This is a genomic window from Chryseobacterium gotjawalense (assembly GCF_030012525.1).
Lineage (GTDB): Bacteria > Bacteroidota > Bacteroidia > Flavobacteriales > Weeksellaceae > Kaistella > Kaistella gotjawalense.
Window position 1 is genome coordinate 160,961 of sequence record NZ_CP124855.1, and the last position, 24,889, is coordinate 185,849.

The 24,889-nt window shown below is 39.5% G+C and carries 23 protein-coding genes and 1 pseudogene; 6 read left to right on the top strand and 18 right to left on the bottom strand.

Annotated features, from left to right (window positions below; genetic code table 11):
• Positions 1-16 precede the first annotated feature (16 nt).
• The 9 genes from QGN23_RS00675 to QGN23_RS00715 all read right to left on the bottom strand — a co-directional run bounded on the left by QGN23_RS00675 (position 17) and on the right by QGN23_RS00715 (position 12,521).
• The gene (locus QGN23_RS00675) at positions 17-943 is read right to left on the bottom strand and encodes an efflux RND transporter periplasmic adaptor subunit (protein WP_282905131.1); all 927 of its coding nucleotides are present in this window, start codon (positions 941-943) and stop codon (positions 17-19) included.
• On the bottom strand, positions 943-2,202 hold the full coding sequence (locus QGN23_RS00680; RefSeq protein WP_133440171.1) for a TolC family protein: 1,260 nt from the start codon (positions 2,200-2,202) through the stop codon (positions 943-945). The genes QGN23_RS00675 and QGN23_RS00680 overlap by 1 nt, the downstream gene beginning before the upstream one ends.
• 94 nt (positions 2,203-2,296) lie before the next feature.
• Positions 2,297-3,550: a sensor histidine kinase gene (locus QGN23_RS00685; protein WP_282905132.1), complete on the bottom strand. Its 1,254-nt coding sequence runs from the start codon at positions 3,548-3,550 to the stop codon at positions 2,297-2,299.
• Entirely contained in the window at positions 3,547-4,224 is a 678-nt protein-coding gene (locus tag QGN23_RS00690; RefSeq protein WP_282905133.1) for a response regulator transcription factor, read from the bottom strand. The genes QGN23_RS00685 and QGN23_RS00690 overlap by 4 nt, the downstream gene beginning before the upstream one ends.
• Before the next feature lie 363 nt (positions 4,225-4,587).
• Complete coding sequence (locus QGN23_RS00695) at positions 4,588-6,711, bottom strand: Tex family protein (RefSeq protein WP_282905134.1); 2,124 nt, start codon at positions 6,709-6,711, stop codon at positions 4,588-4,590.
• Between the two features lie 201 nt (positions 6,712-6,912).
• Positions 6,913-7,293 carry an NTF2 fold immunity protein gene (locus QGN23_RS00700; protein WP_282905135.1) on the bottom strand — a complete coding sequence of 127 codons (381 nt, stop codon included), beginning with the start codon at positions 7,291-7,293 and terminating at the stop codon, positions 6,913-6,915.
• Positions 7,294-7,442: 149 nt separating this feature from the next.
• Entirely contained in the window at positions 7,443-8,726 is a 1,284-nt protein-coding gene (locus QGN23_RS00705; RefSeq protein ID WP_282905136.1) for an amidohydrolase family protein, read from the bottom strand.
• A gap of 20 nt (positions 8,727-8,746) precedes the next feature.
• Complete coding sequence (locus tag QGN23_RS00710) at positions 8,747-11,725, bottom strand: amidohydrolase family protein (RefSeq protein ID WP_282905137.1); 2,979 nt, start codon at positions 11,723-11,725, stop codon at positions 8,747-8,749.
• A gap of 427 nt (positions 11,726-12,152) precedes the next feature.
• The gene (locus QGN23_RS00715; RefSeq protein ID WP_317622310.1) at positions 12,153-12,521 is read right to left on the bottom strand and encodes a DUF4260 domain-containing protein; all 369 of its coding nucleotides are present in this window, start codon (positions 12,519-12,521) and stop codon (positions 12,153-12,155) included.
• Positions 12,522-13,097: 576 nt separating this feature from the next.
• Here QGN23_RS00715 and QGN23_RS00720 point away from each other — a divergent pair.
• Together QGN23_RS00720 and QGN23_RS00725 are read left to right on the top strand one after the other, a co-directional pair.
• The gene (locus QGN23_RS00720; RefSeq protein ID WP_282905138.1) at positions 13,098-13,850 is read left to right on the top strand and encodes a CHAD domain-containing protein; all 753 of its coding nucleotides are present in this window, start codon (positions 13,098-13,100) and stop codon (positions 13,848-13,850) included.
• Positions 13,851-14,037: 187 nt separating this feature from the next.
• Positions 14,038-14,709 carry a hypothetical protein gene (locus QGN23_RS00725; protein WP_282905139.1) on the top strand — a complete coding sequence of 224 codons (672 nt, stop codon included), beginning with the start codon at positions 14,038-14,040 and terminating at the stop codon, positions 14,707-14,709.
• 283 nt (positions 14,710-14,992) lie between these two features.
• Here the strand turns inward: QGN23_RS00725 and QGN23_RS00730 are convergent, their stop codons facing one another.
• From QGN23_RS00730 to QGN23_RS00760, 7 genes are all read right to left on the bottom strand, one after another.
• Complete coding sequence (locus QGN23_RS00730) at positions 14,993-15,811, bottom strand: IS3 family transposase (RefSeq protein ID WP_282904627.1); 819 nt, start codon at positions 15,809-15,811, stop codon at positions 14,993-14,995.
• Positions 15,805-16,071 (bottom strand): transposase, encoded by a 267-nt coding sequence (locus QGN23_RS00735; protein WP_282904626.1) that lies wholly within the window; start codon positions 16,069-16,071, stop codon positions 15,805-15,807. The genes QGN23_RS00730 and QGN23_RS00735 overlap by 7 nt, the downstream gene beginning before the upstream one ends.
• A 285-nt stretch (positions 16,072-16,356) precedes the next feature.
• A complete protein-coding gene (locus tag QGN23_RS00740; protein ID WP_282905140.1) occupies positions 16,357-16,977 on the bottom strand; it encodes a dihydrofolate reductase family protein in 621 nt (206 codons plus the stop codon).
• A gap of 197 nt (positions 16,978-17,174) precedes the next feature.
• The gene (locus tag QGN23_RS00745) at positions 17,175-17,654 is read right to left on the bottom strand and encodes a hypothetical protein (RefSeq protein WP_282905141.1); all 480 of its coding nucleotides are present in this window, start codon (positions 17,652-17,654) and stop codon (positions 17,175-17,177) included.
• Positions 17,655-17,974: 320 nt separating this feature from the next.
• Positions 17,975-19,414, bottom strand: coding sequence for a DUF6794 domain-containing protein (locus QGN23_RS00750; RefSeq protein WP_282905142.1), 1,440 nt, complete (start codon positions 19,412-19,414; stop codon positions 17,975-17,977).
• A gap of 642 nt (positions 19,415-20,056) precedes the next feature.
• Complete coding sequence (locus QGN23_RS00755; protein ID WP_282905143.1) at positions 20,057-20,365, bottom strand: helix-turn-helix domain-containing protein; 309 nt, start codon at positions 20,363-20,365, stop codon at positions 20,057-20,059.
• Positions 20,366-20,376: 11 nt separating this feature from the next.
• Positions 20,377-20,736 carry a type II toxin-antitoxin system RelE/ParE family toxin gene (locus QGN23_RS00760; protein ID WP_282905144.1) on the bottom strand — a complete coding sequence of 120 codons (360 nt, stop codon included), beginning with the start codon at positions 20,734-20,736 and terminating at the stop codon, positions 20,377-20,379.
• A 164-nt stretch (positions 20,737-20,900) separates the two neighbouring features.
• Here QGN23_RS00760 and QGN23_RS00765 point away from each other — a divergent pair, with 164 nt between their 5' ends.
• Positions 20,901-21,023: a hypothetical protein gene (locus tag QGN23_RS00765; protein WP_282905145.1), complete on the top strand. Its 123-nt coding sequence runs from the start codon at positions 20,901-20,903 to the stop codon at positions 21,021-21,023.
• A gap of 428 nt (positions 21,024-21,451) precedes the next feature.
• On the opposite strand, the gene QGN23_RS00770 is transcribed toward QGN23_RS00765, so the two are convergent.
• A complete protein-coding gene (locus QGN23_RS00770; RefSeq protein WP_282905146.1) occupies positions 21,452-22,495 on the bottom strand; it encodes a tetratricopeptide repeat protein in 1,044 nt (347 codons plus the stop codon).
• 140 nt (positions 22,496-22,635) lie between these two features.
• Positions 22,636-22,892, bottom strand: a pseudogene (locus QGN23_RS00775) (tyrosine-type recombinase/integrase); the annotation flags it as partial.
• 73 nt (positions 22,893-22,965) lie between these two features.
• Between QGN23_RS00775 and QGN23_RS00780 the strand changes: the two are divergent.
• From QGN23_RS00780 to QGN23_RS00790, 3 genes are read left to right on the top strand one after another with little or no spacing between them, the layout of a single operon-like run.
• Positions 22,966-23,529, top strand: coding sequence for a YeeE/YedE family protein (locus tag QGN23_RS00780; RefSeq protein WP_282905147.1), 564 nt, complete (start codon positions 22,966-22,968; stop codon positions 23,527-23,529).
• 10 nt (positions 23,530-23,539) lie between these two features.
• A complete protein-coding gene (locus tag QGN23_RS00785) occupies positions 23,540-24,040 on the top strand; it encodes a DUF6691 family protein (protein WP_282905148.1) in 501 nt (166 codons plus the stop codon).
• A gap of 33 nt (positions 24,041-24,073) precedes the next feature.
• Entirely contained in the window at positions 24,074-24,691 is a 618-nt protein-coding gene (locus QGN23_RS00790; RefSeq protein WP_282905149.1) for a class I SAM-dependent methyltransferase, read from the top strand.
• The last annotated feature ends 198 nt before the right edge of the window (positions 24,692-24,889 follow it).

Sequence of the window (24,889 nt, forward strand, 5' to 3'; positions counted from 1 at the left end):
GTGGTTATCTAGCATTTTACGGCTCAATTTTCACTTTTGCATTATTTTCTAAACCGTAATTTCCGGAGGTGATAATCTGGTCTTTTAAACTGATATTCCCTGAAATAATTTGTACGTAACTGTTATTTTCAGTCCCTTTTACAATGTTCACTTTTACGGCGGTATTTTTATCTTTTAATTTCATGATCCAAAATTCGGTCTGCGTTTCATCGGTTAATACAGCACTTTTCGGAACGTACAATCCGGTTTGGCTGTTTTGCCGTTTCAGACGGATGGTCACAATTAAACTTTCAGGAATAGCAATATTGTCGTTGGGTTTTACCAAAACCTTTTCGGTTTGTGAAATGGGATCAACACCTGGTAACAATTTTGCAATATGACCGTAAATCGTTTTTCCGTCCGGTAAATTAATTTCCAGATTTTTATTATTGATGAGCATTTCATGGTATTCATAAGGCACATTCATCACCAATCCGAAACTTGATGAATCGGTAATTCCCGCTAAAATTTCACCTTCCTGCACATAATCTCCAATCTGGTGATTTAGAGCATTGACGAATCCCGTTGCCGGACAAGTCACCGTTGTAACGCCCGAAAAGCGAAAAGAAGGATCCAGTTTATTAATGGTATTTCCTAAAGCGCGCGATTCTTTGGTCTGCACAGAAAATAAAAACTGCCCTTTTTTTACCGCATCGCCCAGATTAATTCTCACGTTGGTAATGTATCCTGTCGCGTTCGCTTTTACATCCGATTTTAATAAATAAGTCGCAGTTGCATTAATGGAAATGTCATTATTAATGGAAAGTGTATCTGTCGGAAAAGCTACTGAAACTGGTGTTGCAGCGTTTACTACAGGTTCCTGCGCAACCGTTTCCGACTTTTTCTTGCAAGAAATCATTAAAATCGAAATCAGAAAAATGGTAAATATTTGAAGGGATTTCATTATTGTAGAATTATATTTTCATAGTGATTTTCAAGTCTTAAAACCTGCATTCTGTATTGCAAAAGTCCAATTTTCAAAGTTGTATAGTTGGTGATTGCCAAAATAAAATCGACCATTTTCACGTCGCCGGTCGGCAGCTGTTTCAGGTTGGCTTCAATCAAAGTTTGGGCGTATTTCATCTGTGTATTCGCAAGACTGATCATATCCCGGTATTGCCGGATTTGGGCTGTAAGCTGCGCTTTTTGCTGCTCAAACTGTTTCTGCTCAAATTGGGTGTAGTTTTTCCGCGTGTTGAGTTCTATTTTTTTCTGTTCCAGGGAAAGCTGTCTTTGATGACCATCATAGATTGGAACCGTTAAAGAAATTCCTGCGCTGACTCCGAAGTTTTTGTATGGCGTTTGAATTAAAGCTGACGAATAACCGCCATCGGCAAAAACTGAGATTTTCGGCTGGTAATTATAATTGATCAATTGCAGGTCATTGGCCAGTTTCAGACTGTCTGTACGAAAAGTTTGGGCATAAATACTTTCTTCAAAATCGGGTTCCATTTTCTTATTAAAAGTCGGCGGCTCTAAATCCGGTAACTGCTTTTCATTATTTCCGGAAAGGTATTGCAGGAGTCCGAAATTATTTTGAAAATCTGCGAAATGTTGCTTTTGGAGCAGTTCATTTTGCTGTTGCGTTACTTTAAAAGTCAGGTAATCAGTTTGTCGGAAGACGGATTGCTGGGTCAGTTTCTTTAAAATTACATCTTCCTGTTGAAAAATATGAATGATTTCCTGATCGATTTTCGTTTGCTCCTGGCTTTCATACGCCAAAAGGTATTGTTCTGTAACCGCTTTTTTCAGCGTGAGCGCGGAAAGATTTTTTTGATTTAATAATTGCTGAACCGTCAGTGAAAAGGAATTGAGTTTTGCCTGAAAGTTTTTTTTGCTGACGAAATCGCGTGAAACTCTACCTAAAAGAGCGAGATTCTTTCCGTTGATGGTGGAATTCCCATCGTAGCCCCAGTTATTGATTTGTGGCGAATAGGAAGCGTCAGCAATTCCGATAACTTTGAAACCGTATTCGCGCTGCATTTTGATGCTGTCTATCGCCGTAATGCTGATCTGATTTTTTAAATCCTGTAAATTCGGATTAGTCTGCTGCGCGGTTTCTAGATAGTAATCAAGCGTATTTTTGCTTTGTGCCCGGTATCCTGAATGTACCAGAAACAAAAGCAGGAGCACTGCTATTTTCAGTTTTTTTTGGAAAGCCATGGTTAACAGAATCTAGAAATTATCTATCAAAATTACTGTTTAATTCTGTACATAATCTGAATTTCTAAAAAAAAACTAAGAAAACGCCGGGCAATTATTGCCGATTTAAAATAAACTGATGTTGATGGTTTTCAAACTGATATTTTAAATCTAAATGAAATGCAGCCGCGATTTCTTTCGCGATTTCCAGGCCTAAACCGTTCCCTTTTTCGTGCGTGTTTTGGCGCTGAAACCGTTTAAATAATTGGTGCTGATCCAGAGCAGATCCTTCTGCATGGTTAGCAATTTTCAGTTCGTTTTTATGAATGATGACTTCCACTTCACTTTCCTGAGGCGCGTACTTTAAGGCGTTAAAAAATAAATTCCCCACTAAAATTTCAGCCAGACCGAAATCAATTTCCACGATAAAAACTTCGGAAAAATCTTTTTTAAGGCTAAGGTTTTTAAATTTGATCTGTTCCTGATAATTTTTAATATAAGTATCGACAATAAGATTAAAATTGACGGGCTGAATATTGGTGAACTGTTTATTTTCAATTTTAGACAGAAGCAAAAGTGCCTGATTCAGTTTGCGCATTCTGGTGGTGGCAGTCGAAATATCGTTCAGGATTTCTGCCTGTTGCTCCGTAATAAAATCGGTTTGCCAGAAGAGTTCAATATTATTCTGAATGATGGCCAGCGGCGTTTGCAGTTCGTGGGACGCGTTTTCGGTAAATTCTTTTTGCGACTGAAATACTTTTTTGTTGGTCGCGGCTAACTCGTTCAGTGAATCATTCAGATCATTGAGTTCATTAATTTTGCCCCGAGCCAGATGCAAACCTTCCGCATGATCTACGCGGAATTTCTTTAACTGGTCCAAAGTATGGTAAAAAGGTTTCCAGACTCTTTTTTTTACCTGGATGTTGATCAGCAGTAAAGTCGCGGTAAGTGCCACAAAAACCGAAATGAGGAGATAAAGAATGCTTTTCATCAAATCTTCACTTTCAACCAAAGACTGGCGGATCCTGACATTAAAAGTGCCGTCGGTTGTTTTTACAGGAAATTCAAGAATGCGGTAGCTCTCGATCTCGTCATCTTCTTTATGATAGGCATCGCTGGTGAAGATTTTTTCCGTCAGAAGTTGTCGGGGATTTTTTTCAATACTGATTCTGTCGTCAAAATTCACAAAATGATCAGAAGGTAAATGCTGAAGTTTTTCGCTAATAAAGTTCTTTTGACCGGCTAAACTTTCGTCAATATTATGGGTTAAAACATTTTGAATGGCGACGTAAAAAAGCGGTATGGAAATCAGCATGACCAAAATCGTAACGCCGATGTAGCGCAGAGAAATATAGTGCGTCAGTTTCATAATGCTTCTAATTTGTATCCCATTCCGTACACCGATTTGATGCAGTCTTGTGCACCAATAGCCGCTAATTTTTTCTTAATGTTTTTGATGTGGGCATACAAAAAATCAAAATTGTCGAAGAACTGAATATTGTCTTCTGCAATGTGCTCGGCAATGGCATTTTTAGAAATGATTTTGTTTTTATTGACGGCAAGGTAGAGGAGGATATCAAATTCCTTCCGCGTGAAATCGATGGGTTTACTCTTAAAAGAGATCAGTTTTGCTTCCGAATGAATCTCTAAATCATTGACGGTAATGGAGGAGTTTCCTTTGAAATGTTTTCTTCTGATCACGGCAGAAATCCTTGCGCCCAATTCGGAAAGGTGAAAAGGTTTCGCCAGATAATCGTCCGCTCCCAACTGTAAACCGCTGATTTTATCATCTAAAGAGTTTTTAGCAGAAATGATGATAACACCGTCGGATTTTTTATTCTCTTTCAGTTGTTTTAAAAGTTGAAGACCATTGCCATCGGGCAAAGTAATATCCAGCAGAATACAGTCGTACTCGTATAGTTCTAATTTTTCCTCTGCAGTTTCAAAATTTTCCGCCAGATCACAACTGTATTTTTCGCTCTTCAGATACGTTAAAATACTTTTGCTCAGCTGTCTTTCATCTTCGATCAATAAAATTTTCATAGCAATTTTTTAGAAAATTAAGTTTTAAATCTGAATAAAATCTGAATTAAGTTAAAAAAATCCCCGCCATTTTAAAACAGAAAGCAATCCCTCTTTCCCAAGCAAAGCGCCTTTGCGCCTTTTTCAGAAGCGTGCTGGAGCTGTCTTGCCTCTTTGCGTTAAAAAAAGAATCACAAAATCACACTAAATATCTTCCACTTTCCTGTCAGATTTTAAACAGTCCCTTTGCCAAGCGAAGCGCCCTTGCGCCTTTTTCAGAAGCATGCTGTAGCTGTCTTGCGCCTTTGCGTTAAAAAAAGAATCACAAAATCCTTTTTCAGAATTATGTTGCACCTGTCTTGCATCTTTTCTTTAAAAAAAGAATCACAGAATCATACTCAACTGCACTCTTTTCCTGTCCTCATCAACTTCCACCACTTTCACCTGAACATGCTGATGCAGTTTTACCACTTCATTCACATCCGAAACGAAACCTTCTTTGAGCTGGGAAATATGAACCAAGCCGCTTTCTTTAATTCCCAAATCTACGAAACAACCGAAAGCGGTAATATTATTCACAATTCCGGGGAGAATCATTCCGGGTTTTAAGTTTTTAATGCTTTTCACCGTTGGATCAAATTCAAACACTTTCGCCGCTTTTCGGGGATCCAGTCCGGGTTTTTCCAGTTCTTTTAAAATGTCTTTAATTCCTAAAATCCCTATGGTTTCGGTCACGTATTTTTCAGGAGCAATGGTTTGAATTTTTCCTTTATTCGCGATCAGGTCGATGGTTTTTAAACCCAAATCTTTCGCCATTTTTTCCACTATTGCATAAGCTTCCGGATGAACCGCCGAATTATCCAAAGGATTTTTCGCATTCGTAATTCTAATAAAAGCTGCGGCTTGCTGGTAAGCTTTTTCGCCCAAACGCGGAACTTTTTTCAATTGCTTCCGGTCTTCAAAAGCCCCGTTTTCTGTGCGGTAATTCACGATGTTTTCTGCCATTTTTTCGCCGATTCCCGAAACGTAACTCAATAGAGATTTGCTTGCGGTATTTAAATTAATGCCAACAGAATTCACGCATTTCATTACCGTAGAATCCAGTTCGTTTTTCAATTGTGTTTGATCGACATCGTGCTGATATTGTCCGACACCAATCGATTTTGCATCAATTTTAACCAACTCCGCTAAAGGATCGGACAGTCTTCTTCCGATTGAAATGGCGCCACGAACGGTTACATCAAAACTGGGGAATTCATCTCTCGCAATTTTACTTGCAGAATACACCGATGCGCCGGCTTCGGAAACGATGAAAACCTGAGGCGGTTTATCGAAAGCGATCTTCTTAATAAAAAATTCAGTTTCCCGACTGGCCGTTCCGTTTCCAATCGAAATCGCTTCAATGTTAAAGGAATTCACCAAAGAACGGATTTTCTTCATCGCCATCCCCGTTTCGTTTTGCGGCGCATGGGGGTAAATGGTTTCATTGTGCAGCAGATCCCCTTTTTCATCGAGGCAGACGATTTTGCATCCGCTTTTAAAACCGGGATCGACCGCTAAAATCCGCTTTTCGCCCAATGGGGGAGCGAGCAGCAATTGCCTCAGATTTTCTGCAAAGATTTCGATGGCTTTCTGATCGGCTTTTTCTTTCGCTTCCTGCAAAGTTTCGTTGGAAATAGCGGGCTCCAGCAATCTTTTGTAACTGTCTTTGATGGCCAAAGCAATCTGATCTGCAGATTCATTATTTGATTTAATGAGGGTTTGTTCTATAAAATCAATCGCTTCTTCTTTGTCGATTTCTATTTTGGTTTTCACAAAACCTTCCGTTTCTGCACGCAGCATCGCCAACAGCCGGTGAGACGGGATTCTGTTCAGGCTTTCTTGCCAGTCGAAATACTGTTTGAATTTCTGCGCAGTTTCCTCTTCCAATTTGCTTTTCACCACTTTTGAAGAAATGAGCGCCTTTCGCTGAAAAAGCCGGCGCAGGTTTTTCCGCACGTACATATTTTCATTGATCCATTCTGCCATAATATCTCTCGCACCCTGCAAAGCTTCTTCTTCCGAACTCACCTTTTCATTCAAATATTTTGAGGCTAAAAACGGTAAATCATTGGCATTCTGGCTCATGATGATTTTTGCCAGAGGTTCCAGGCCTTTTTCTTTCGCAGCATCGGCTTTTGTTTTGCGCTTTTTTTTGAAAGGCAAATACAGGTCTTCCAGTTCCTGAAGATCGAAACTTTCCTCAATTCTTTGCTTTAAATTGGGGGTTAAAGCGTTCTGTTCTTCAATTGATTTCAGAATGCTTTCTTTCCGTTTTACCATTTCATCAAACTGCTTGTTGAGTTTGAAAATGTCTTCAATTTGAACTTCATCCAGATTTCCGGTGGCATCTTTCCGGTAGCGCGAAATGAAGGGAATGGTGCAGTCTTCTGCCAGCAGTTTCAAAGTAGCGCTGATGTTTTTCTCTGAGAGATTAAGGGATTTTTGGATAAAACCGGTCGCCGTCATAATAGAGTTTTAAGACCGCTAAAATAGGGAGAATTATGGGAACGAATCAAGAGGGAGTAGGGAAAAAGAAAAGATAAGGGTTGACATTACTTATACATTCCTTTGACATTCCTTTGACTTTCATGGTGATCCGAAATTCACGTGATTGGTGAAAGCTTTAGCAAACAGCGCGGATTTGTCAATATAATACGCAGTGAGGGATTATTTATCATGAGTTATGTTTATTGTTTTTCCATCCTTCGCGTTGATCTTAATTTCGAATGCTCCTCCAAGCATAGGCATACCTCCGGATAATAATTTCTCCAAAATTCCTGCGTTTAAACTCCCAGTGATCACCCATACTTTATTATGAACCAAGTCGATATTGTATGGTCTTTCTTCTTCAATTTTTGATTTTCCATACATAACAAATAATTTATTCTCAGCTATTTTGATTGCGGTTTCTTCATCTTTGACGAGACATTCTTCACAGTTGATTACCTGTTGATTTTCCGAAATATACTTTTCCTCAGAGAAACCGAAATAATACAAAAGCAAACCACACATAAAAATCAGTAGAGTTACTAATATTCCTTTTTTCATTTTTATAAAAGTTTTTTCTTTCTTTACAAAAGTCTGACTACAAGAAATCGCCTGTTGAGGAGCGATAAGGAAATTTCCCTCTAATTACTACATCGTAGAACAACTTTGTCAAAGTCAGGAACTTTGACAAAGTTTAAATCTTCAATTCGTCATTCCGCTCCTGAATACTTCTCCTTATATCTTTTGTAAAGCTCTTTCTGCTGGTTATTGAGGTCAATCTGTCGGCCGTCGATAAAGGCTTCGGTGACATTGTTGGTGAGCTGATCCAGCGCATCGCCGTCGGAGATGAAAAGGGTGGCACTTTTGCCCACTTCCAGACTGCCGTAATCTTTGTCGATGGCTAATATTTTCGCCAGGTTCAGCGTGATGCTCTGCAGGGCTTTCTCTTTATCGAGGCCATACGCCGCGGTGGTTCCGGCAAGGAAAGGCAGGTTCCGGGAATCGGAGAAATCCTTTCTGGCGCTGTAATCCAGACCGTGCAGGATTCCTTTGTCTGAAACCAGTTTGGCAAATTCGTAAGGAAGTCTCGGCGAAGTGGATTCGTTGGGCGGCAGTGAATGCGGATTGCTGATGATGAGCGGGAAACCGCTTTTTTTAATGTCATCCAGAACACTTTCAAGACTTGAATCGCCCAGAAGTACCGTCTTTTTCACGCCATAATCCTGAGCGAACTTAATGACTTCCAGTGCTTCATTGGCACCTGAAACGTCGGCAAACAGAATTTTATCACCGTTCAGCACGGGAGCAATGGCTTCCAGTTTATAATCTTTAACGCCGTTTTTGGGTTGGTACGCTTTGGCTCTGGCAAACAGGGTTTTCAGTTCCCGGATGGAAGCATCGCGCCGTTCTTTTATTTCCTTATTCCTTTTTTCATCGGTGAACTTGCGGTTCGCCGGCCAGGAAAGATGGAGCACATTATCGGTGGCCACCACGGCGTCCTGCCAGTTCCAGCCGTCGAGATTCATCACAGAAGAAGTTCCTTTCAGGATTCCGCTTCCCAACACGGGCTGAGCCAGAAGCACGCCATTGGTACGGACGGTCGGGATAACGTGACTGTCGGTGTTGAAAGCGATTAAAGTCCGTACTTCCGGCATGAAGCCGTTGGATTCTACGAAATCCACCGTGGCTTTGGTCGCGGATACTTCGACCAGTCCAAGGGAATTATTGACAAGGATAAAGCCCGGATAGACCTGTTTTCCGGAAGCGTTGATCACTTTGGCGTTCGCAGGGATGGGCGAATTGATGCCGGTGATTTTTCCGTTGTCGAAAACAAGGGAAGCATTCTGAAGTACCGTGCCTGTCCCGGTGTGCAGGGTGGCTCCTGTAATCGCTACAGGAACAGTCTGCTTCGGAGCGGGGGCAGGCCGCTGGGCCGAAACCGCTCCGGAAATGAACAGGGTGAATGAAAGTATTTTGAAGACTGATTTTTTCATGTTCTGATTGTAATTTCTGATTAATGGGAATGGGATTCGTGTTCTTCGCCTTCTAAAGTGTCGCAGTGATAAAGGGTGCGTTGCTTTTTCTCTGTACTCTGCGTATTTCCTTTTTTGGCGTCGTCGGAGAAGAGCATTTTCTGAATGATTCTGTTCTTTTCGTCTTTCACCATTTTGTCCTTCAAGGGCTGCTGTGCAGCGTCGAAATAGAGGATTCCGTCTACAAAGGTTTTATCCACGGTGGCGTAAATACTGAGCGGATTATTGGTCCATAGCACCAGATCGGCATCTTTACCTGCTTCGATGCTTCCGACTTTATGGTCGATCTGCAGCATCTTTGCCGGATTCAGCGTAACCATTTTCCAGGCTTCTTCCTGAGGTACATTTCCATATTTTACGGTTTTTCCAGCTTCCTGATTGAGTCTTCTCGCCATTTCCGCGTCATCGGAATTGATGGCCACGTTCACGCCTGCCTGCATCATCAGTGCGGCATTGTAGGGAATGGCTTCCCGCACCTCTTCTTTATATGCCCACCAGTCGGAGAAGGTGGAGGCATTGGCACCGTGTTTCTTCATCTTGTCGGCGACTTTATAACCTTCAAGAATATGAGTAAAGGTCTGCACCCTGAAATCAAACCGGTCTGCCACATCCATCAACATATTGATTTCACTCTGCACATAGGAATGGCAGGTGATAAACCTTTTATCCTTCAGGATTTCCAGCATCGTTTCCAGCCTGAGGTCTTTTCGGTAGTTTTTGTTGACGGCTTTCTCTTTTTCGTATTCCAGTGCCCGGGTGAACCAAAAGTCGAATGCCTGCTCGACACCACCTCTGGACTGCGGGAAGCGGTTTGGGCTATTGCCCCAGTTGCTCTGTTTTACATTTTCGCCCAGGGCAAATTTAATATAAGGTTTTGCCTGTGGAAACCGCATGTTTTCAGCATCTTCACCCCACCGGAATTTCACCATAGAGGCCTGTCCGCCCACTGGATTGGCAGAGCCATGAAGCTGCTGCGCCGAGGTTACCCCTCCGGCAAGCTGTCTGTAAAAATTAACATCATCGGGATCGATGGCATCGCTCATGCGGACTTCGCCGGAATTGTTTGTTCCCGATTCATTCACGCCCCGGGAAAGTCCGATGTGGGTATGTTCGTCGATGATTCCGCTGGTAAGGTGGAAATTGGTTCCGTCGATTACGGCAGCGTTTCCTGGAGAAAGCCCCTGTCCGACCTGCACGATTTTCCCTTTGGAAACTTTTACATCGGTATTCTTTGCAATGCCTTTATTGCTGTTGGTCCATACCGTGGCATTTCTGATCAGATAGTCTTTCTGAGCGGGCAGCGTTTCTGCGCCAAAAGCAGAGAACGGATACCATATTTTTCCTGGTTCGTCAGCTTTGGCGATGTCTTCTTTCTTTGCTTCAGGTTCGAAAGCTTTGACAAAACTGATGGTGAAAGGCACACTGTGTCCGTCTTTATCCATAGCAGTACCGGTTCGGTTTCTGAAATCCGTTAATGGCAGCATGATGCGGTAGTTCTGCAGCGAATCATTCGGAAGTTTCAGTTCCATGGCCATTTTATAATCGGCCACAGCGAGTTTTACTTTTCCTTTTTTATCACTTTGGATAATCTCCGCTTCCGGCTTGGTGATCTTTCCTTTGATTTTAAGGTCGTAGGTCTGGCTGTTGAGCTGTACCCTGTAATCGCCGCGCACATCGGTGTCTGGACTTCTGTTGATGATGTTCTGTTTTCCGGAAACCCAGTTTTCATAGATCACGGCTTCCTTCGCGAAAAGGTCATCTGAAACCATAATGAAATTGGCCAGTGAACCTTGGTTGAGGTTTCCGAGTGACGTGACCTGAAGGATTTGCGCCGGCTTTTGGGTCAGCGACTGCAGGATTTCTTCTTTGGAAAGCCCTTTTTTGTTCAGGTCCCGGAGTTTGTCGAGAAAGGATGCCTTATCTTTCAGTTTAAACATCGTCAGCGCGAAAGGAACTTTTTCTCTGGCCAGATATACCGCATTGTAAGGTGCCAGTTCCCAGTGTTTCAGGTCTGCGACATCCAGGTCTTCGGGGTTCATCATGTCCTGTACTTGGTAAGGTTTGGGGTATTCCAGCGGAAGGATGAAGGTGCCGTTGGTCGCCTTCATTTCTTTCACCCTCTGGTATTCGGTTCCGGAGCCCACAAAGACAAACTGTGTTGCGGCTTCGTCCCCGATATTATCGGCGCGCAGTACGTCCCACTTTTCAGAAGTTTCAATGATGGTGGGCAGTTTCTTAAAGCGGTTGAACGCTTCTAGGTTGGTATTTTTATTTTCAGCATTTCCAGCTTTCCCATACCAGTCAGCATCCAGATACAGCTGACGCAGCAGCGCCACAGCACCCACGAGTGAGGAAGGGTAGGCCTGCCGTGAACTTCCTTTGTCCAGGGACAGCATGAGTCCTGCATCTTCTTTAATGACCTTTTCCGAAGAAATACCTTCGCCCAGAGCGATAAGTACGGCGGAGCCCCGGACAATGCCGTCCTCGTTGAAGCTCAACACCGAACCGAATCCCTGATTCAGATACTCCTGAAAGTCTTTGCCCTGATTGGTAAAGGTGCTTACGGCGCGTGCATCGGCTTTCACCGCGTCATTGTACGCAGATGAAGTGGCGTCTGTGGGCAGGTAAGAACTGCCGGGATTGTACTCGTTGCGTTTGGCTTTTTCGACGCCCACGCTGGCATACGGATCGATAAACGAAGGATAGACGAAAGCGCCGTGGCCATCGATCACCACTGCATTTTTTGGAATGCTGACCTTGCCGGAAGCCAGGATTTTGCCTTCCTGAAAGACCAGAACCGCATTTTCGACTTTCGTTTTGTAATCCTGATAGAGGGTGATGTTTTTTACCGCATACACGCTGCGGTCTTTTCCTTTGGTATCATTGGGCCAGTAGCCGACCTGGGCAGACCCGGCCACAAAGATGCCGGCTGCCACAACAGAGAGTAATTTCCTGATCATGAAGTTTAGTTTTCAGAAGTTGGTTAAGCGGGCAAATTAACAAATATTTACCACTTAGCGTGTATTATCCGCAAAAAAACACAAGTGTTGGTGCAATAGAGGGCATGAAGGTTGGGTTTTGTGAATGTTTTGTATAACAGACTTACCGAACGATGGAGAAGGTGTTGATTCGAAAACAGAGGTTCTGAATGAAAATATCGATGCTCTGTTCTAAAAACGACACCTCCTTATATTGCTGGAATCCTGCTGGAAAAGCTACCGACGGAATAGCCTGTCCAGAGCGAAGCCGAAGGATTCAACGGCCTTTTCATCGTAATTTTAATTTTTCAACGGGTGATTTTCAATTCATTTCTTGTCTTGCAGATAAAAGGGAAGTTTACTTATTGGCGGTAGTGTTTATTTTTCTCATAATTCTCAACTACTTGATTTAATCTTTTTTCCCCATCCAACCCAAATGGGTATTTTTAAAACTGTCATTGAATTTCAGTCCATATCCAAAAATTCTGTCCATTGCTGAATGTCCAAATAAAATAATGCCTGCTAAACTGAGTAAAGAACTGTTTAAGCAAACCCCCAAAATCAAAATGCTAACTGCAACCATTTTATGGTGGAAAAAATTATACATCCAAGCACCTGTTTTAGGATTGGCTAAATAACCAATCATTGATAAATCAGGTAATAGAATACAGGCCGGAAAAATCCACCAGGCATAGTCTAATTGATTAAATAGGATGATCGAGAGTGAAAACTGTCCCAGCTCTTCAAGTTTCAAAATAGTATTCATTCCGTTCTTCATATTTACTGAATTTATTTATGATCGCACAAAGATCTAAACTTTCGTTCAATACCGCTTTATTAAAATCATGAATTTTCAGCTTGGCGTTTTCTTATTCTACTCAGTGTTTTCGGCTGTCATCATAAGAACAGAAACAATGTATTGCAAAGGAAAGCTGATAAAATAACGACCTTCTGGATTATGGAATTTATAGGTTCAAATAGAAAATTCAGCGGTTATTGTTGTGGTCACGGATATTATTGTGACCCCGGAAAAGGATTGGCTGCGCCGAATCTGTGATTTCAGGTGACAGAGCAGGGTTTTCATTGAAAAAATCATTTTTATTAGATGTAAGCGTGTTTTGAAGGCAGAAACACTCATGCTTATGGTGAAGTTTTATAAAGCCACACGGTGCCATTTCGGGGGATTGACTATTATTTCCATGAAATCCTGCCACATTGAATATACAAATCTTACTCGTTTTATTGAAATAATTTAGTTAATTTTGATCATGATAAACGGAGGTTTTTTCACAGACTGATGTTATAAACAAGGTGGTTAAGATTCAGTTGTCCAATAGTTTAAATATAAAATATAATGGAAAAGAATTTATTAAAATATTATATTTTTAAACGCCTTGATTCGATCGGAAAGCATCTTTCAGAATATCCAAACGACAGAAAGCCTAAACATATTCATGGGTTACGCGTTGATATAAAGATGATAAAGGCGGTATTTTCTTTTGCTGGAAAGGTCTATCAGGAAAAATATGACGCCACAAGGCTAAGGCCATTATTTCAGGAAGCAGGAAAAATAAGGGTGAGCAAAATAACCATCCGTATGTTGGCCTGTGATCCAAGTCTTCCTAAAAATCTTATTTCGAAGCTGCAAAATAAAGAAGATATTCTGGTTCGGAGCTTTATCGGTAATTGTTCAAAATACACCTTTCTTATCCAGGATTTTCGTAAAGAAATTTCCTTACCTGAAAAATTACCCGGTAAAAACACCATTAAGAAATACTTTAAAAATGAAATAAAGAAAGCAACTAAAATTCTTAAGTTGAAAGATCGGGAAAAGATGCATCGGTACAGAATGAAAATAAAGAAAATCATGTATTTATATAACGCTTTGCCTCCTGAAATCGAAAAAGAAATTCAACTGAATGAAGCAGAAATTAAAAAGCAGGAAAAAAAGCTTGGCAATTGGCATGATACTTATTCTGCAATGATGTTTCTTTCGACCGGACATTTGCGCATGAAGGAATCACCATGTTTTTCAAACATCAAAGAAAAAGAAAAAGAAGAATTCAATGCCCTATTCACCTACCTGAGGAAAAAAAGCATCCGGTAAAGCCTTTCAAACCCTATTTATTTTCGAAGAGCATATGCAGTCATCTTTGTTGAATTTATTGATTTTTAAGAAAATATTTGGATTGCAGTTAATGTTTAGTTAAATGCATTGTTTAATTTGTAATTAATGGTGGCGGACGTTGTAACTTTACTTTTTAAATGCATTTTATAAACTAAAAACAACAACCATGAAAATTTTAAAAACAATGCTCAATCCGTTGAGACCGACTTTAATGCTATTGCTGCTGATTCCTTTCAGTACTGTTTTTGCACAGAATACGGATCAAAAAATGAACTTGGATAAAATCGTAGAAACAAGCTTTCATGTAAAGAATTTTAACATGTGGAAGCCCCTGTTCCTGAAAGATTCTCTGCAGCGCAAACAAAATGGAATGAACACCATTATCATCAGTTCAAAAGTAGGGCAGCCCAATCACATGATGAATGTAGCGACCGTAATGGATGTGGAAAAAGCCAAGGCCGCTATGAAAGACCCTGCTTATCTGGAAAGAATAAAAATGAGAGGCGTCACTAATCCCAAAGCAGAATTTTATCAGGTCATTCGGCATAATCCCGATGCTAAGGAATCCAAATGGGCGATTATGACGCATAAGGTTAAAGATTTTGATGCCTGGTTGGTAGGCTTCGACCAAGGGAAACCGATGCGCGAGAATGCCGGATTAATTGATGCTTTGGTAGCGCGGAATATAGATAATCCCATGACAGTGCAGGTTGTCTGTGATATTACGGATATGGCGAAAGCAAAAGCTTTTATGAATTCTCCGGTATTAAAGGAAAAAATGAAAGAAGCCGGCGTTATCAGTAAACCTACTATTGAATATTACGAATCAAGAGAGTAATCCTGTTCATTTCATGAAAACATTTTACCTCTTTCAGGATATTTTTGTATAATAAAATGCCTCACACCAAGCGGGGCATGGTAAGTGGTCTACTTTTTCGACAGTTTGTAAATATAGTTTTTTCATTTGAAATTTGCACTTGCCAACCGAAACGGAATCAGGCGCTGCTGAGGAGCAACCTGACAGGGATAAGTTGGCCGACGAAATATAATTTTCAGGAGCACTGCTTTTTGCGGTGCTTTTTTCTGAACAATATTTCAGAAGCTCATGCCTTAATAAAACCTTACGCTGCTTCATATTCCGCCGGGGTTTTAAAGTTCAGTGCCTCATGCGGTCTTTCATTGTTATAATCCTCAATCCACACCGCAGTAAGCTGCTTCACCTGCTGCTGTGAGAAAAATAAATGCGCATCCAGAATGTCTTCCCGGTAGGTTTTGTTGAACCGCTCGATGATGGCGTTCTGCTGTGGTTTTCCTTTCTGGATTTTGATCCATTCGATATTATTCTCATGCAGCCACGTCTGGAACAGACCCGAGGTGAACTCCGAACCGTTATCGGTGCGGATACCCTTGGGTTTGCCATGCTTCTCGATAACACGCTCCAAAAACGTTATTACCGCTCTGGAGGGCATCGAGGTGCGAATATCAATGCCCAGGCATTTTCTGTTATACTGATCAATAATATTCAGGGTCCGGAACCGTGAACCTCTTGCCAGTGCATCACTCATAAAGTCCATTGCCCATTCCTCATTCTGCTCCAACGGGACAGAAATGGGATTGGCAGGATTGTCGAAGCGTTTTCTCTTCATTCTTCTGTAAAGCGAAAAACCATACTTCTGATACACGCGTCGGATTTGAGAAGCACCGAACTCAGGAAATTTCCTCTTCACTTTCACAATGACTTTCTTGCGTCCCAATCTGCTGGTTCCCAATATTGATGTGATGGCTCCTTTCAGCTTTTCATCCTTCGGCGGCATTCGCTTTTCATAATATTTTGAAGTTCGTGAGCGTCCCATTACGCGGCACACCTTAGCATAACTTACATCCGGTTTTATCTCCTGCAGGTAAGCAATACAGCGCTCTTTTTGATAAGGTGTCACCACTTTTTTGCGTTGATCTCCTTCAAAATATCGATGGACAGTTGCTGGTCTGCAACAATACGCTTAAGGCGGGCATTTTCCGATTCCAGCTCCTTAACACGCTGGAGTTCCGAGAGGGTCATGCCGCCGTATTTGCTCTTCCAGTTATAAAACGTCTGCTCGGAAATCCCAAACTCCCGGCAGATCTCTGCCACTTTTTTACCTTCTTGCTGGGTCTGGAGCACCTTTAAAATCTGGGCCTCCGTAAATCTTGATTTTTTCATTGTTTTTTCTTGACGTTAAAATTAATACTCTAATTTTAATCTGTCCAAAAAAAGAAGCCATGTACCGCATTTTGTCATTTATTCATCTCCACTGATTACCCATTCCCTCCGATGCTGAACAGATCCTCCTGGGTGGCTGTCTTACAAGGCCAGGAGCGTAGCTGAAGGATTTAATGGGCTTTCATTTACCTTAGGTGAATCTTCAGTTTTTTGTCTTTCAGACAAAACGACCCAAGGCGGAGCCGAACTGAGAAGCTAAAGTTTAGTTATTAGCAGTAGTTGTTTTCATTTTTTCGTTAGTCTGTATCTTAAATGTGTTGTCAAGTCCGAGGGTATTACTTCTACAATCTGAATATCGTATTTGTCTTTGTCAATGCCATCAAACAGTCGGATTCCACTGCTTAAAAAAACGGGAGCAATGTGAATGAAAAATTCGTCCACAAGCCCTGCATTGAGAAATTGTTGAATAGTATTCGCACCACCTTGTATTCTTATGTCCTTTCCATTGGCTGATTGTTTTGCTTTTTTTAATGCACTTTGTATTCCGTCATTGATGAAATAAAAAGTTGTAGTCCCTTTTTGGATCCAGGGTTCCCGTTTTTCGTGTGTCAACACATAAACATCTGCTTTATATAAGTCTTCTGGCCAACTGACTTCGCCTTCTTCAAACATTCGTTTTCCCATAATAAATGCACCTGTTCTTGCAATTGTCTCCCTAATAAATATACCATCAGGTCCGTCTTCTTTACCGCCATCCATTCCTAAGTATTCCCAAAATGCTTTTTGTTTAAACATCCACTGATGTATTTGTCCTGAAACACCGCCCATTGGATTTTTTGGACTTCTGTTGTCACCAGCGAAAAAACCGTCAAGAGATATTCCACTGTCAAAGATAATTTTACTCATAATTGTATTATTTATTGTTCGTTAAAGGTAATCTTTGTTCCTTAGTTTAAATGTTGGAAGTGTCGTTTTACAATTGTCGCTAACTCGTTTATATGTATCATAAAATCATACAAAGCCACCCCGATATGGGCGTTTAGCTATGATATTAGTAATGTATTAACTCGGAGGCGTAGCCTGTCCAGCGCGCAGCTAAGGATTCAGCGGGCTTTCATTTTCGGTGAATCTTCGGTTTCTTGTCTCAACTTTATATATCTATATAGACCTGTCAATAAAACAAGACAAACAAAAATCATTGCAAGAGCAAGAGTAATAAGTAAAAATGAAATTAGTCCTTCAACAACAGGTGTTCCTTCTTTACCACCTGCTATTGGCATCATTTTCCCGGCTCCAGTTATAGCTGCAAAGGTAACCACCACAAAATTTGCGAAAGAACCATATAGTGTCAGCCAAAATGTATAGGATAACCAGCTGTCTTTTATTACAAGTCTGTTCCAAATAAGTCCCAGAATAACTAAAAACATGCCGTTCATCAAACCTTCAAGATGAGCAGAAAGTCCCATTCTTGGATTAGTCATCCGTGGAATAAATAAGCCGATGAGTAATCCAAATAAAAATAAAAGGACTCCTAGAAAAAGAAGCCTGTCTGATTGCCATTTCTTACGTCCAATTTTTTCCATATTTCAAATTCCGATATGTTCAGTACGATTATTTCTAATTGCTGTGTCGTTCTTTACGCTTGCCGGTAACGTTTTGCATATTTGCGATGGGTAACTTTGTTTTATTAACCCAATAAAAGCAGTCCTTCTGAAAAATTGCTTTGTATCTCTACATTCTAAAAACGACAACCCATAGAAGAACCAATATTGGAGAAAAGCCACCGGAGCTGTAGTTTACCCTGAGGCTCTCGAAGGGTTCAACGGGCTTTCATTTGCCTACGGCGAACCTTCGGTTTCTTGTCTTTCAGACAAAACGCAAGCTTAGTTATTAGCCGTAGTTTTTATTTTTTAGGATTTTTCTTTTCCCATTTTTTCCAAGCATTTTTATCTCCTTTCAACCAATTAATATATTGTGTAATTATTATTCCTGAAATATCATCATTTCCAAACATTTCTTTTCCAATATTTCTATCATTAAAATATTTTAAAAGTCGAGAACCTCCATTGATACCCCAATTGTTTCTTATCCACATTCCCAGTCCGCCCATATGGGAATTGAATTGCCAAGAATCTTTTGCTTCAGTTAGTTGCTTTTTACTTTCAAAATCTAAAATTTGGTCTAACCCTGTTAAACATTCATATAAGTTTTTGGGAATATAAACACCGTCAATTTTTTCAAGTGTAAGTCTTTTTTTGAATTCTTCCTTTCTTCTTTCTTTCTCATTAAGGGTTTCTTTTTCTGCAATTTTATCATCATAACTTCTATAGCCACCAAAAAAATTTTTCAGATAGATTCTATCTACTTCACGAGGAATAAAATCTGTCTTGAATGTGGTAGAGTGAATGTAGTTTTCTATCCATTTTCTATCAAATATCGAATCAGTTTGAAGATTTTCAATTTCAAATTTTCCGTTTCGATTCATATAGCCACTAAGTTCAATTCTAAAAAGCTTATATTTATGAAAAGTTGAATCATTAATAGAGATAAATTTTAAGCCTGCCCTTTTGCCAATGCTTTCAGATAGTTTCTCGTTATTTTGTGAATTTTGAATGTCAACAACATACTTGTATGGATATTTATAGTAAGAAACTCTACTTTTTAAAGGTTCGATATTTCTAATTTTTGGATAAATTGAATCAAATTCAATTTTTGAAACCACGACATTTCCTTTATTCAAATCATAAAGAGTTACTTTTTTTCTTGAATCAATTACATAAATCGTATCATTTTTGTTAAAAACAAAGCTTTTATTTAAAAAAATATCTTTCTCAGAAGCTGTTTTTTTGTATTGTTTTATGGTAGAACTGTGACCTTCAAAGAGTTGATGCCGATTATTATAAAAAAGCTCACATTTCTCCTTGTTTTTATCACAATTAATAAATTCTTCAGTTGTGTATGTTTTCTCTAATTTACCGTCAACATAATAGGTTACATTTTTATTTTCTAGACCGTTTTCATAAACATAATTAGTAATGTATATGATTTTTCTTCCATCATTACTTAATGCAGCAAAAAACGGATTACCTTCATAAATATCAAAGGACCTTTTTATTTTGTAATATTTTTTTCTAACACCAATACTGTCATATTTTTGGGTGTATGAAACTAAAGATTCTCCTCTCAAGTTTGGAAATTCTTCATCGTAGGAAATTGATAACAACTTAAATTCTCCATTTGACGAAAACGTTTCTGAAATTGGAACAACCTCTGTTGATATTTGAGAATATAGGTTATTGAAAACCAAAGTCAAAAATAAGAGAAAATAGATATTTTTTTTCATTCGAATGTTTCGGGGTATTCTTTTAAAATTCTGACTAACGTTTAATTTAAACATTGATAATCAATCTGTTGTGAATTCAGTGTCCTTATCAGTCAGTCCAAAATTAGTGATTTGTTTTTGAATTCTTTTGGCTGCAGCAATTTTTCTTTTCTCGTCTAGAAAAAAGGTATTGTGAAGGCGGGCACCCTTGACCTTTCACTAGCATATTCCAGATGATGACGGCGAGTTCTCGGGCAAGAGCAGAAACAGCGGGTGCTCTTCCTTTTTTGTAGTTTATTCTTTTGAAAAAATCTGCCAACCAGGCTTCTTTGAGGTTTCCGATGGCATTGGCAGTATTCCTGAATACAATTTTCGGTCTCGAACTTCCTTTCGGAATGTGATTGGACAGCACTTTCCCACCATTTATTTTGTTGTTCGGAGTGGGCCTGAGTTAAGCAGTCCTTCTAAAAAAACTGCTTTGTATATCTAATTTCTAAAAACGATCACTCCGTAGAAGAACCAATATTGGAGAAAAGCCACCGGAGCTGTAGTTTACCCTGAGGCTCTCGAAGGATTCAACGGGCTTTCATTTGCCTACGGCGAACCTTCGGTTTCTTGTCTTTCAGACAAAACGAAAGCTTAGTTTATTAGCAGATGTATCTTTTACAAGCTTATTCCCAGTTCTAATTTTCCACCAAGTCCAACCTCTATAATTCTCTGCAGAGTCGAAAGCCGAACGTCACTGATGTTATTTTCAACTTTTGAAATATAACCTTTATTTGTTCCGCATTTTTTTGCGAGTTGTTCCTGCGTCATTCCCTGATCTAGTCTGGCTTGATGGATTAAAGTACCATATTTAAAGTCTTCAAAACCTTTCTCGAATACCTTTCTTTTTTCGGTTCCTTTTTTTCCGTATTCTTTGTCGATAAGTTCGTCTAAAGAAGTCAGATTTTTATTTTTTGTCGCCATCATTTTCTTACATTTTAAATTTTAGAATTAGATTTTTCCGATTCATATTCCTTTTTAATTTTCAAAGCTTTTTCAATTTCTCTTTTCGGTGTCTTTTGCGTTTTCTTTTGAAAACCATTTGTTATAACAACCAATTTTCCTTCATCAAAAAAGCAGAAAATCCTGAAAATATTATTTCCAATTTGAACTCTAATTTCATAAAGTCCATTTGTTCCTTCCAAATGTTTAAAGTATTCAGCCGGAATTTTGTCAATAGTTTCAATAACTTTTATTGTCCAAATTATTTTATCTTTTACTTTCTGATTTTGCTTTTCAAAAAATTCAAAAAAATAATTTTTGTAAATAAAAACATTTCTTATTTTCAGTTCATTCATTTACTTACAAAAATAAGAAAAGTTATTCAATTGAACAACTTTTGTTTAAATGCGGGATTTCTGATAGGTCTGCCAACGTCAGTCTGTGAAAAAACCTCCGTTTATTACTTTCAAAAATAGTTAAATTATCTTAATAATACAGGAGTAAATTCGTATATTTAATAATGCAAAACATCACTGGAATAGTCTGCAATCAAATGGTTTTCACAAGTTTAAAAGATGTTTCTGAAGATAATCCGGTTCGTTTTACCATCAGCAACCGCCGCATCAAAGAAGTGACGAATTAGGAAGTCCGTTTTGGTTACAAAGATTACGATGAAGGCGTGCTGCAAGGAAGGAAACCTTTTGACCATCGCGCTTTCGGGCATCGCGGTCCGCCGCAGGATTTTCTTTTCGTAACCCAACTTTTGTCTGCAGAATAAACTTTTCGGGCAATGTAAATTATGTTCTGCAGCGAAGAAAACCCGCTGAAACCCGTCAATAAAGGTTACCAAACACCACAAAAAAAGCAGTCCTTCTAAAAAAACTGCTTTGTATATCTAATTTCTAAAAACGATAACTCCGTAGAAGAACCAATATTGGAGAAAAGCCACCGAAGCTGTAGTTTACCCTGAGGCTCTCGAAGGATTCAACGGGCTTTCATTTGCCTACGGCGAACCTTCGGTTTCTTGTCTTTCAGACAAAACGAAAGCTTAGTTATTAGCAAATAGTGCTTCTATTTCCAGTTGTAATTTTTTGACCACTTATAAAATTCTTCTATTTTGTCTGAATGTTTTTCTTTGTAATCTATTGCTTCTTTATTTTGATAAGAAAGGTAAATAATGTTTGCAAATGGCTCAATTAAATTCTTATTATTCATTTCAAGATAATAAGGTACTAAAAATTCCCAATAATAACCTTTTTGATTTTTTTTCACTTCCTTCATTACTTCACACATACTTTTAAATTTATCGATGAATTTTTGAATTTCGGTTTTGTCTTTATTCTTTTCGTCAAAATCAAGAGCAGCAGACATCGATAACACTAAATCAACAGAAGAAAAGTTATTTTCAGTTTTCTTATTTTTATTTGCTTTATTAAGTGTCTCTTCATCAATGGATAATGAAATTGAATTATCATCTTTTTGTGAAACACCTTTTTTCATTTGAGAAATAATTGCATCTAGGTTTCCTTTTGCTCTGGGTGATTTATTGTCTAAAGTAAGATATCTACTTGAAGCCAAAATGGAAGGAATCCGATTTGATGAATTTAAAACTGCTAATGCATTGAAAGAACTTGTATGATTAGGATTTAACTTTGTTGCAGTTTGAAATGCTTGTATTGCTTTTTCGTTTTCTTTCGCATTGAATAGGGTTATTCCTTTATTAAAATAAAGTTGATAATAATTTGGATATTTTACGAGTCCCGCATCATAAACTTTTAAAGCCAAATCCGATTTTCCTGAATGGTCTAATGCATTTCCATAAGTAATATAGACTGTTTTGTTATCTTCATTTGGATATAGCTTTAGTATATGCTTGCATATTTCTATTGCATTATCATATTTTTTTGATGATTCTAAAGACATAGCTTTTTCAGTCAGTGCAAAGGAATTATCTTTATCCAGAATCAAAGCTTCATCATATTTTGAAATTGCATGATCAAATTTTCCAGAATCGTGAAGAGAAATACCTTCATTAACTTTTTTATCAGCTTCAGTTTTGTTTTGTGAATAAATCAGCGTTGAAAATAATACGATTAAACTATAAATTTTTTTCATTTCTTTTATGTTGCAGGTTTTATAGCATTTCTGCTAACTTATATATATCCTACTTCGTCAGACAAATACCACCTGTTTTGTAGGGATTGGTCTGAAAGTCGTGAGATTGAGTTCTTTGCACTAAGATATATTTTTTTTCTTTATAAATCATCAAACGGACTTTTTATCTGCTGCAGATTTTTTGTACTGACATACGTATCGATTTAATCAAAATTCTATTTTTTTTAAAGGTTTTGATGAACCGAACATGCTCGGTTTCTGTTATTCTGCTGCTGTTATGCCCTAATAGCTCCTGGATATACCGCAGGTCTGTTCCGCTCTCCAGTAAGTGATTAGCATAACTGTGCCGCCGCCAATGCAAGGTCACGGGCTTGGTGATTTCAGCTTTAGTCAGCGCGCAAATCGCAACGATATCCGCTTTCTTTAAGAAGATATAATCTGTAAATTTGCAGCATATTTTTTAACAAATTATGACAGAATTTATTCAGCAGCCGTGGCCGTGGTATGTCGCGGGACCATTGATCGGACTTACCGTTCCGGTGCTTTTAATCCTCGGTAACAAATCATTCGGAATCTCTTCTTCGCTGCGGCATATCTGTGCATTGTGTCTGCCGGCCAATATTCCTTTTTTTAAATACAACTGGAAAAAAGAAGTATGGAATCTCGTTTTCGTCTTCGGCATCTTTCTGGGCGGCGTCATCACCATGCTGTTCTTTTCGAATCACAATCCCATAGAGGTTCATCCCGATCTGGCTAAGGAACTTGCAGGATACGGCATCACTGATTACACAAATCTGGTTCCGGTTCAACTCATGAACTGGGAGTCGCTTTTCACGGTACGCGGTTTACTGATAATGGTAGGCGGAGGCTTTATGGTCGGATTCGGTACCCGTTATGCCGGTGGTTGTACCAGCGGACATTCGATCATGGGAATTGCCAATCTGCAGCTTCCCAGTTTAATTGCTACAGTCTGCTTTATGATTGGCGGATTTCTGATGGCCAATGTGTTACTCCCGATTATTCTTTCTCTTTAAAATTAAAATAATGCAGCAAAATATAGAAACCAAGGACGATCTGGAACTACGATCATTAGACACCATGTGTGTGAACGAAAGTCATCTGCAGCACCGCTGGTATCATAACCTGAAATATCTGATTCTGGGAATTTTCTTCGGAATCGTATTTATAAAAGCCGAAGTAATCAGCTGGTTCCGCATCCAGGAAATGTTCCGGTTGCAGTCTTTCCATATGTACGGCGTCATTGGGAGCGCCATTCTGGTGGCGATGATTTCCATCTGGCTGATCAAGAAATTCAATATCAAAACCATCTATGGGGAAGAAATTATCTTCCATAAGAAGACCTTCAATAAAGGCCAGATCTATGGAGGACTGATTTTCGGTTTCGGTTGGGCACTTACCGGTGCATGTCCAGGGCCGCTGTTTGCACAGATCGGCACCGGCGCTACCGTCGTTGTCGTAACACTGCTCAGCGCGATTGCCGGAACCTGGGTGTATGGTTATATCAGAGAGAAATTGCCGCATTAAATTGTAAACTTCAGGAAAATTCACTTCAAAAAAATGAATACAGAAAGAAAAGAGCACTGGGAAAAAGTGTACGAAACGAAAAACCCGCAGGAAGTGAGCTGGACCCAGGATATTCCTAAAACTTCGCTGGAGTTAATCCACTCGTTTGGATTGGACCGTTCCGCAAAGATTATCGATATCGGTGGTGGTGACAGCAAACTGGTGGATTTTCTACTCGATGAGGGATTTGAAAACATCACCGTTCTGGATATTTCCGCTAAAGCCCTTGAAAAAGCACAGGCAAGGTTGGGAGAAAAAGCCGGAAAGGTGACATGGATCGTGAGCGACATTACCGAATTTAAGCCAGAAACGACTTACGATGTTTGGCACGACCGCGCGACTTTCCATTTCCTGACGGAAGAAACGCAGGTTAAAAAGTATTTGGAAACCGCTGAAAAGGCGATAAGCGGGTATCTGGCAATTGGGACATTCTCGGAAAACGGTCCTGAAAAATGCAGCGGCCTTCCGATCAGACAATACACAGAAGAAACACTTCCCTCTGTTTTCGGCGAAGGTTTCGAAAAACTAAGCTGCAGAACGGAAAATCATATGACTCCTTTTGGGACGGAGCAGAATTTTGTGTTCTGCAGTTTTAAACGGAGCGCAGGATAAAAACTGAAATTTTTAAATAACGCGGTGCCCGGCTTGCAAAGACTTTAAGGGGCAGCAGCCGACTTTCACAGGTTGCCTTTTACCCAAGGTGATTATTTTTGAAAACAATCCATTACTTATACTGATTTGCAACTGTTGTTATTTACTGTATCAGGATTTATTAATTCATCTGTATCGTGAGTCCAGGACGGGGGCAGC